The sequence below is a fragment of the Citrobacter sp. genome, assembly GCF_050252275.1.
Lineage (GTDB): Bacteria > Pseudomonadota > Gammaproteobacteria > Enterobacterales > Enterobacteriaceae > Citrobacter_A > Citrobacter_A amalonaticus.
This window is the reverse complement of the sequence record NZ_JBFWLF010000182.1, coordinates 1-9,375: the sequence shown is the minus strand read 5'-3', so window position 1 is coordinate 9,375 and position 9,375 is coordinate 1. Positions and strand designations below refer to the sequence as shown.

Annotated in this window: 7 protein-coding genes; 4 read left to right on the top strand and 3 right to left on the bottom strand. The window is 52.4% G+C overall.

The features are described 5' to 3' along the window. From glpD to AB7E14_RS15300, 4 genes are all read left to right on the top strand, one after another. A partial coding sequence (gene glpD / locus AB7E14_RS15315; protein WP_428169650.1) for a glycerol-3-phosphate dehydrogenase occupies nt 1–938 on the top strand: 938 nt, incomplete at its 5' end. Nucleotides 939–1,348: 410 nt separating this feature from the next. Beyond that, nucleotides 1,349–2,680 carry an MFS transporter gene (locus AB7E14_RS15310; protein WP_058587463.1) on the top strand — a complete coding sequence of 444 codons (1,332 nt, stop codon included), beginning with the start codon at nt 1,349–1,351 and terminating at the stop codon, nt 2,678–2,680. Continuing rightward, on the top strand, nt 2,677–4,392 hold the full coding sequence (ilvD, locus tag AB7E14_RS15305; RefSeq protein ID WP_044253539.1) for a dihydroxy-acid dehydratase: 1,716 nt from the start codon (nt 2,677–2,679) through the stop codon (nt 4,390–4,392). Before AB7E14_RS15310 ends, ilvD begins: the two co-directional genes overlap by 4 nt. A gap of 53 nt (nt 4,393–4,445) precedes the next feature. Next, nucleotides 4,446–5,351 (top strand): dihydrodipicolinate synthase family protein, encoded by a 906-nt coding sequence (locus tag AB7E14_RS15300; protein ID WP_187251212.1) that lies wholly within the window; start codon nt 4,446–4,448, stop codon nt 5,349–5,351. Nucleotides 5,352–5,400: 49 nt separating this feature from the next. Here AB7E14_RS15300 and AB7E14_RS15295 read toward each other — a convergent pair whose 3' ends face one another. From AB7E14_RS15295 to AB7E14_RS15285, 3 genes are all read right to left on the bottom strand, one after another. Then, on the bottom strand, nt 5,401–6,156 hold the full coding sequence (locus AB7E14_RS15295) for an IclR family transcriptional regulator (protein WP_044253542.1): 756 nt from the start codon (nt 6,154–6,156) through the stop codon (nt 5,401–5,403). A gap of 128 nt (nt 6,157–6,284) precedes the next feature. Beyond that, nucleotides 6,285–8,732, bottom strand: coding sequence for a glycogen phosphorylase (glgP, locus tag AB7E14_RS15290; protein WP_428169649.1), 2,448 nt, complete (start codon nt 8,730–8,732; stop codon nt 6,285–6,287). A 19-nt stretch (nt 8,733–8,751) separates the two neighbouring features. Next, on the bottom strand, nt 8,752–9,375 hold a 624-nt coding region (locus tag AB7E14_RS15285; protein WP_428169648.1), incomplete at its 5' end, for a glycosyltransferase.

The following is a 9,375-nucleotide window of genomic DNA, read 5'->3' as shown; positions in this document are numbered from 1 at the left end:
CCGATCTGACATTCACCTGGCAGGCGCGTGGGCTGGTCAACGCCACGGGTCCGTGGGTGAAAGAATTTTTCGACGAAGGTATGCATCTGCCTTCGCCATACGGTATTCGCCTGATCAAAGGCAGCCACATCGTGGTGCCGCGCGTCCATACCCAGAAACAAGCCTACATTCTGCAAAACGAAGATAAACGCATTGTGTTTGTTATTCCGTGGATGGATGAGTTCTCCATCATCGGCACCACCGACGTCGAGTACAAAGGCGATCCAAAAGCGGTAAAAATCGACGAAAGCGAAATCAATTACCTGTTGAAAGTCTATAACGCGCACTTTAAGAAACAGCTTGGTCGTGACGATATCGTCTGGACCTATTCCGGCGTGCGTCCGCTGTGCGACGACGAGTCGGATTCACCACAGGCCATCACCCGCGATTACACGCTGGATATTCATGATGAAAATGGCAAAGCGCCGCTGCTTTCTGTCTTCGGCGGTAAACTGACCACCTACCGTAAGCTCGCCGAGCACGCGATGGAGAAACTGTCGTCGTACTATCAGGGCATTGGCCCGGCATGGACCAAAGACTGCGTGCTGCCAGGCGGTGAAATCGGTGGCGATCGCGAAGACTACGCGGCGAGACTGCGCCGTCGTTATCCGTTCCTGACAGAATCGCTGGCGCGCCATTACTCACGCACCTACGGAAGCAACACAGAGTGGATCCTCGGCGAAGCCACCTCTGTCGCGGATTTAGGCGAAGATTTCGGCCATGAGTTCTACGAAGCAGAGCTGAAATATCTGGTAGACCACGAATGGGTTCGCCGTGCAGACGATGCGCTGTGGCGTCGTACCAAAGAAGGGATGTGGCTCAACGCCGAACAGCAGTCCCGCATGACCCAGTGGCTGGCGGAGTACGTCGCGAAACATCAGCTTTCACTGGCATCGTAATCTCCTCACGCCCGATAGCGACACGCTATCGGGCGTTTTTATGTTTCCCTCTACAACACAACGCGCACTGCGGTAACGAAACACTTACTTCCCCGACCCTGAAATCCTCAAAAAACACCGCCATTCCCCGTATGGAATACGTTGCCTGTTCGCGTGTGCGTTCTGTATCCGGCGAAAATCGGTAACCAGAATCAGCCTGTCAGCCATTCCCCTTTGTTTTCAACCCTCTTTTTTTTCGTGCCAGAACACTTTCCGGTGAGTGTTGCAGCAGGATATGAAGCAAATCACAAAATATAACCTTGCTGAGAATATGGAATTGACGCTCAAAATTTATCCCCTCATAGTATCTGTATACAGAACAATAGTTCTATATAAAGAACAAACTACCTCTACTATTAAGGGATGCGCTAATGAGCATTGAACTCGATAAACCGACTACGCGAGGGCGCTGGCTGCACATCATTCCAGCTACCATCCTCGTTTATATCGTGGCTTACATGGACAGGACGAACATCGCAATTGGGATTGCGGGAGGAATGGACGAAGACCTGGGGATGACCGCCTCGTTTGCCGGTCTGGTCGCCGGTATTTTCTTTATTGGTTATATCTTCTTGCAAATTCCCGGCGGTCAAATTGCGGAACGATACAGTGCCAAGAAATTAATTGCCTGGACCATCGTCGCATGGGGCGGGTTCGCGCTACTGACAGGCTTCGTCCAGACTCCAACCCAATTACTGATTATCCGCTTTGTCCTTGGCGTCGCTGAGGGTGCGGTCTATCCCGCTATTCTGGCGCTGATCGGTCACTGGTTCCCCAATGAAGAACGCGCAAGAGCAATTGCCTATTTCCAGATGAACCTTGCCGTGGCCTCAATCATCACCGGGCCGCTTTCCGGCTGGCTGATCGAAACCTATGGCTGGCGAGAAATGTTCATCATCGAAGGCTTACTTTCTCTCGGCCTGCTGTTCGTCTGGCTGCCTTTGGTTTCTGACCATCCTCATCAGGCCAAATGGCTGGATCCTAAAGAGCGCGCCTGGATCGAACAGAAACTGCAGGCCGATCGCGCACTGACGATCGCAGATGAGACAAGCAGCATTCGCAATGTTCTGAGCAGCATTAACTTATGGAAACTGATCGGTATCTATTTCTTCGTGCAGGTTGGTTTCTACGGCTTCGCCCTCTGGATGCCAAACCTGATTAAACACCTGACCGGCAGCGGAATGACTATCGTCGGCTTACTGACTGCGGCACCGTACATTTTGTGCATCGTCGGTCAGTACTACATTGCCAAATGGTGCGACAAAACCATGAATCGCCGCCTCTATACGGCAATTCCGTTGCTGGGCTTTGCCGCCTGTCTCGCACTCTCCCTGCTGTTGAAAGATAACATCTGGCTGGCGTACGGCATGATGGTCATCTGCGGCTTCTTCCTGCAGGCCTATGCGGGACCGTTCTGGACATTACCGCCATTACTCTTCGCTCCCAACGTGCTGGGCGGCGTACGCGGCACCATCAACGCATTAGGCAACATTGGCGGTTTTATTGGTCCTTATCTGGTGGGCCTGTTAACCGTCACATTCTCACAAACGGCGGGGATGACGGTGCTGGTTGCCGCACTCCTCATCGCCGTCGCGCTGCTGTTCAGTTTACCTTCGGTTACTGCCCGTCCTGCAGGCAGTAGCAACCCTCATCATGCATCGGCGCCTGAGACGTCACTCAAACAAGAAGGAATCGCCAAATGAGTCAGAAATGCCAACACGCCCGTGACCTGTGGTCACAACTGGACGCCCTGCGTCTGGGGATGAATTACACCAAAGAAGATGTCAATAAACTGCAGGTTCTGGTGGATGACTGCTATGGCGAAAGTCATCCCGGTAGCTTTCATCTTAATCATCTGGGCGATGAAGCCGTCTTAGGCATTCACGAAAGCGGCGGTCGTGCCGTTCGTCACCACGTGACCGATATTTGTGATGGCTGGGGTCAGGGTCATGACGGGATGAACTATATCTTAGCCTCCCGTGAGGCTATCGCGAACATGGTCGAAATTCATGCTTCCGTCGTGCCATACGATGCCGGTATCTTGATCTCCAGTTGTGATAAATCGATCCCGGCGCATCTGATCGCCGCTGCGCGCCTGAATCTACCGATGCTGCATATCCCCGGCGGCTCAATGCGTCCGGCACCGAATATGAGCACGTCCGATCTCGGTGGTATTACCGCCAAACTCAAGAAAGGCGAGATAGGCATCCAGCAGGTGGAAGCCATGCAGCAGTGCGGTTGCCCGACAGCAGGCGCGTGCCAGTTTATGGGCACCGCCAGCACGATGCAGTGCATGTCTGAAGCGCTCGGTCTTGCCTTACCGGGAAGCGCATTGCTGCCCTCGACACTGGCGGAAATTCGCCGCATCGCGCGAAACGCCGGTCATCAGGCGTTATACCTGGCAGAGAAAAATATCACGACGCATAAAATTCTCACGCCTGCCGCCTTTGAAAACGCCATTAAGGTCCATGCCGCCATCGGTGGCAGCACCAACGCCATGATCCATCTCCCGGCGATCGCTCATGAACTGGGTTGGGAACTGAAACCTGAGTTGTTTGACCAGATAAACAATGAGATCCCTTACCTCACCAACATTCAACCCAGCGGTCAGTATGTGACTGAAATGATGTGGTTCGCGGGCGGCGTGCCGATGGTGCAATGGTATCTTCGCGACTATCTGGATCTGGATGTCCTGACAGTGACTGGCCGGACGCTGGGGGAAAACCTGGAAATGCTCCATCAGTCCGGTTTCTTTACCCGCAACCACGGTTATTTGAGTAATTATCGGGTCAGCCCGGAAGAGGTGATTCGTAAGCCGGAAAACGCCACCAAGAAAGGGTCGATTGCCGTGTTAAAAGGTAATATCGCACCAGAAGGCGCAGTCATTAAATATGCCGCCTGCGCGCCAGAGATGCACCACCATACCGGCCCTGCGCGCGTTTTCAATTCGGAAGAGGATGCCCAACAAGCCATTATTCATAACCACATCGAACCGGGTGATGTCATTTTTATCCGTTATGAAGGGGCTAAAGGTTCGGGAGCACCGGAGATGCTCATGACCACAGACGCGATTGTTTACGACAAACGTCTTGATGGCAAAGTCGCCCTGATTACCGATGGTCGTTTCTCCGGCGCAACCAGCGGCCCTTGCGTCGGCCATGTTTCACCGGAAGCCGCCGATGGCGGTCCCATTGCGCTTGTCGAAGACGGCGACCTCATCGAAATGGACGTCAAGGGGCGCAAGCTCAACATTGTGGGTATTCACGGTGAGTACAAAACAGAAGAAGAAATTCAGCACTGTCTTGAACGCCGTCGGACAAACTGGACAAAACCGGATTATTCAAATCGACGCGGCGTCTTTAAGCAATTTACGACCAACGCAACCTCATTAATGGCGGGAGCCTGGATTAAATAACGTCCCTGGTGGGCGGCATTATCGCCAGCCCACCTGCTTTTAAGGATAAAATCATTATGCAAACTGAAAAATTCAACGGTGTCTTTCCGCCTGTTCCGACCATTGTTAATGCCCAGGGGAAATTAGATAAGAAAGGGATGGCGACCTTACTTGACCATCTTATTGCGAACGAGGTTAACGGCGTATTATTACTTGGCAGCGGCGGTGAGTTCTGCCATATGACAAAAGAGCAGCGTCTGGAAGCCGCTGAGTTTTGCGTTCAACATATCAATCATCGAATTCCGGTGTTGTTAGGGATCAGCAGTACCAGCACGCAAGACGTCATTGATTACGGTCGGCATGCTGACAGTCTGGAAGTCGATGCCGTACTGGTCCTCAATCCTTATTATGCACGACTGACCGATGAGTATATTTATCACCATTTCAAAACTGTCGCCGAAAGTATCAACACGCCGGTTATTCTCTATAACTTTCCGGCGCTTACCGGCCAGGATCTCAGCATTGATTTAATTACCCGGCTGGCACATGACATTCCCAATATCATTGGCATAAAAGATACCGTGGATAACATTAGCCATATTCGCGAAATCATCAATACCGTACGACCGATTCGCCCTGATTTTGTTATTTTCTCTGGTTACGATGAATATATGATGGACACGTTGATCCTGGGAGGAAATGGCGGGATCCCTGCAACTGCTAACTTTGCTCCGCAGTTAACCTGTGGAATTTATCGTGCCTGGCGCGAAAAAGAATATGAGACCTTGTTTCGCCTGCAACGTCGACTGTCTGCGTTATCAACTATTTACAGTCTGGATACGCCTTTCTTCGGGATTATCAAAAAAGCCATCCAACTCAGTGGCATTGATATCTCGGTTGAAGTCATGCCGCCAGTGCAACCGGCAAGTGAGGCACATATCACCAGCCTGAAAAAGGTTCTACAGCGCGCCGGGTTGTAACTCTCATCAGCGGGCTTAGCGCCCGCCTTTTCATTTAGCAGCGAAAAGACTAGCGCAACATCGACGACAGGCGACGACTGGCATCCATCATCTGCATGGCAAGCGTTTCTCGTTTGTCATCCGGGATCTGGAACGCGACGCCTGACACACTCAAGGCCGCCACTACCTTCCCTTCGGCATTAAATATGGGCACCGCGATACAACGGACGCCTAAAGAATCTTCTTCGTTATCATAGCCCCAACCGCGCTGACGGATCCCGGCTAATTCCTGCTTGAGGATATCCACATCGGTAATCGTCGTTTCGGTATAGCGCGTCAGAACCTGATCGGGCGGCAGCAACTCATCCAGCTCTTCCGAATTAAGCCAGGCAATCAGCACTTTCCCCAGACCAGAACTGTGCAGCGAAAGGCGCTTGCCCTCCCAACTACGGATCACAATTGCCTGTGGGCTTTCCAGTTTGAGAAGATAAATAGGAGAGTCGCCTTCAAGTACGCCAAGATGACAGGTTAAACCCGTCGCATTACGAATTTCTTCCAGTATGGGCAGCGCTATTTTTTTAATATCGTACTGTTCAGCGGCTTTATTGCCTAATTCGTAGAGCCGTAAACCAAGATAATATTTGTCTTTTTCCTGACGCAATAAGCCATGCGCAACCATGCCCGTCAGTAAAGAGGAGGTACTGCTTTTTGCGATTCCTGAATTTTGATGAATTTGCGTGAACGTCGCGCCATCGCATTCCATCAGATAAGCGAAGACGCGCATAATTTTGTCGAGGGCAGGAATCGATGTTGTGATTTTTTTCATATACTTATCAATTAATTATAATTAATTCCTCGGACACTATACACCAGCAGACGGTTATTATTCCATATCAATGCGCAATCACCGCGCACAAAAAAGGAGCCCGAAGGCTCCTTTTTTAACATGACGACTTACAACCGTACCGGATCAATATGCCAGATGTGGTCAGCATACTCCTGGATGGTCCTGTCAGAGGAGAAGTAGCCCATGTTGGCGATATTGAGCATCGCTTTGGCGGTCCACTCTTCCGGACGTCCGTACAGGTCGTCCACCTTGTCCTGACAATCGACATAGCTGCGGTAGTCCGCCAGTACCTGATAGTGATCGCCGAAGTTGATCAGCGAATCCACCAGATCACGATAACGCCCAGGCTCTTCCGGACTGAACATGCCGCTGCCGATTTGCGTCAGTACCTGATGCAGTTCCTCATCTTTATCGTAATATTCACGCGGTTTATAGCCCTGCCTGCGCAGTTCTTCGACCTCTTCCGCCGTGTTACCAAAGATAAAGATGTTCTCTTCGCCAACGTGTTCCAGCATCTCCACGTTCGCCCCGTCCAGCGTACCGATAGTCAACGCGCCGTTGAGTGCAAACTTCATGTTGCTGGTGCCGGAGGCCTCTGTCCCCGCCAGCGAAATCTGCTCAGACAAATCGGCTGCCGGAATGATCAACTGCGCCAGGCTCACGCTGTAGTTGGGGATAAACACCACTTTCAACTTATCGCCAATCTGCGGATCGTTATTGATGACTTTCGCGACGTCATTAATCAGGTGAATGATGTGCTTCGCCATGTAATAGGCCGATGCGGCCTTACCGGCAAAAATATTCACTCGCGGCACCCACTGTGCATCAGGATCGGCCTTAATGCGGTTGTAGCGCGTTATCACGTGCAGCACATTCATTAGCTGACGCTTATATTCATGAATACGCTTAATCTGGACATCAAACAGCGATTTTGGATTCACTACCACGTTGAGTTGCTGCGCAATGTAGTTTGCCAGCCGCTTTTTGTTTTCCAGCTTCGCCTGACGCACCGCATGATTGACCAGCGGGAAATCACAGTGCTGTTCAAGTTCATGCAGTTGGCTCAGATCGGTACGCCATGTGCGGCCAATGTTCTCGTCCAGAACGCCGGAAAGCGACGGGTTTGCCAACGCCAACCAGCGGCGCGGCGTCACACCATTCGTCACGTTGCAGAAACGGGTCGGGAAAATGGTCGCAAAATCCGCGAACAGCGACTGCACCATCAGGTTAGAGTGCAACTCGGAAACGCCATTCACCTTATGACTCACCACCACCGCCAGCCACGCCATACGTACGCGGCGACCGTTGGACTCGTCAATGATCGACGCGCGTCCCAGCAGACCGGTATCGTTCGGATACTGCTCCTGCAACGTTTTCAGGAAGTAGTCGTTAATTTCAAAGATGATCTGCAGATGGCGCGGCAGGATTTTGCCCAGCATATCCACCGGCCAGGTTTCCAGTGCTTCGCTCATCAGCGTGTGGTTGGTGTAGGAAAAAACCTGACAGCACACTTCAACCGCGTCGTCCCAGGTGAACTGATGTTCATCAATCAGCAGACGCATGAGTTCCGGGATCGACAGCACCGGGTGCGTGTCATTCAGGTGAATGGCAATCTTATCCGCGAGGTTGTCGTAGGTTTTGTGCAACTGATAGTGACGGCTCAGGATATCCTGCACCGTTGCCGAGACCAGGAAATACTCCTGACGCAGACGCAGTTCGCGTCCGGAATAGGTGGAGTCATCCGGATACAGCACGCGCGACACGTTCTCGGAGTGGTTTTTATCTTCCACGGCGGCGAAGTAATCGCCCTGGTTGAATTTACCGAGGTTAATTTCGCTACTGGCCTGCGCATTCCACAGACGCAGCGTGTTGGTGGCGTCAGTGTCATAACCGGGGATAATCTGGTCGTAGGCGACCGCGAGGATCTCTTCGGTTTCAAGCCAGCGTGTTTTCTTGCCTTCCTGCTGAATACGTCCGCCAAAGCGAACTTTGTACCGCGTGTTATGGCGTTTGAATTCCCACGGGTTACCATATTCCAGCCAGTAATCAGGAGACTCTTTCTGTCGCCCATCGACGATGTTCTGCTTGAACATCCCGTAGTCGTAGCGGATACCATAGCCACGCCCCGGCAGCCCTAAGGTTGCCAGCGAATCCAGGAAACAGGCAGCCAGCCGCCCGAGACCGCCGTTACCGAGACCCGGGTCGTTTTCTTCATCGATGAGTTCTTCAAGATCTAATCCCATCGCTTCCAGCGCGCCCTGGACATCGTCATAAATCCCCAACGATAACAGCGCATTGGAAAGGGTACGTCCAATCAGAAATTCCATCGACAGGTAATAAACCTGGCGGGTTTCCTGGGACAGTTGGGCTCGGTTAGAACGCAGCCAGCGCTCCACAAGACGATCGCGCACCGCAAACAGCGTCGCGTTCAGCCATTCATGCTTATTGGCAATAACCGGGTCTTTACCAATCGTGAACATCAGCTTGTAAGCGATAGAATGCTTAAGCGCTTCTACGCTCAGCGTCGGCGATGCATAGGTAAATGGAGCATTCATAATGATGATTCCTGAATATCTATTTCAAGCGATAGTAAAGCTCGCGGTATGACTTCGCCGCGACTTGCCAGCTAAAATCCATCGCCATCGCTTGCCGTTGCACAAACCGCCAGAGCGAAGGTCGAGACCACAGCACGAAAGCGCGCCGGATAGCCCGTAGCAGGGACCAGGCGTTGCTGTCCTCAAACACAAACCCGCTGGCGATGCCATCGGCAAGGTTTTCCAGCGAGCTGTCGGACACCGTATCTGCCAGTCCACCGGTACGCCGTACCAGCGGCAACGTACCGTACTTCAGCCCGTAGAGTTGCGTTAAGCCGCACGGTTCAAAGCGGCTCGGTACCAGAATGACGTCCGCGCCGCCCATGATGCGGTGCGAAAACGCTTCGTGATAGCCAATCTGCACACCGACCTGACCGGGATATTCGGCAGCGGCGGCAAGGAAACCTTCCTGCAACACCGGATCGCCCGCCCCCAGCAGTGCCAGTTGTCCGCCCTGCTCCAGCAGGCCCGGCAACGCCTCCAGCACCAGGTCCAGCCCCTTCTGGCTGGTCAGGCGACTGACGACGGCAAACAGCGGAACCTTGTCATTGACCTTCAGTCCCATTGCTATCTGCAACTGGCGTTTGTTTTCCGCCTTCTCTTC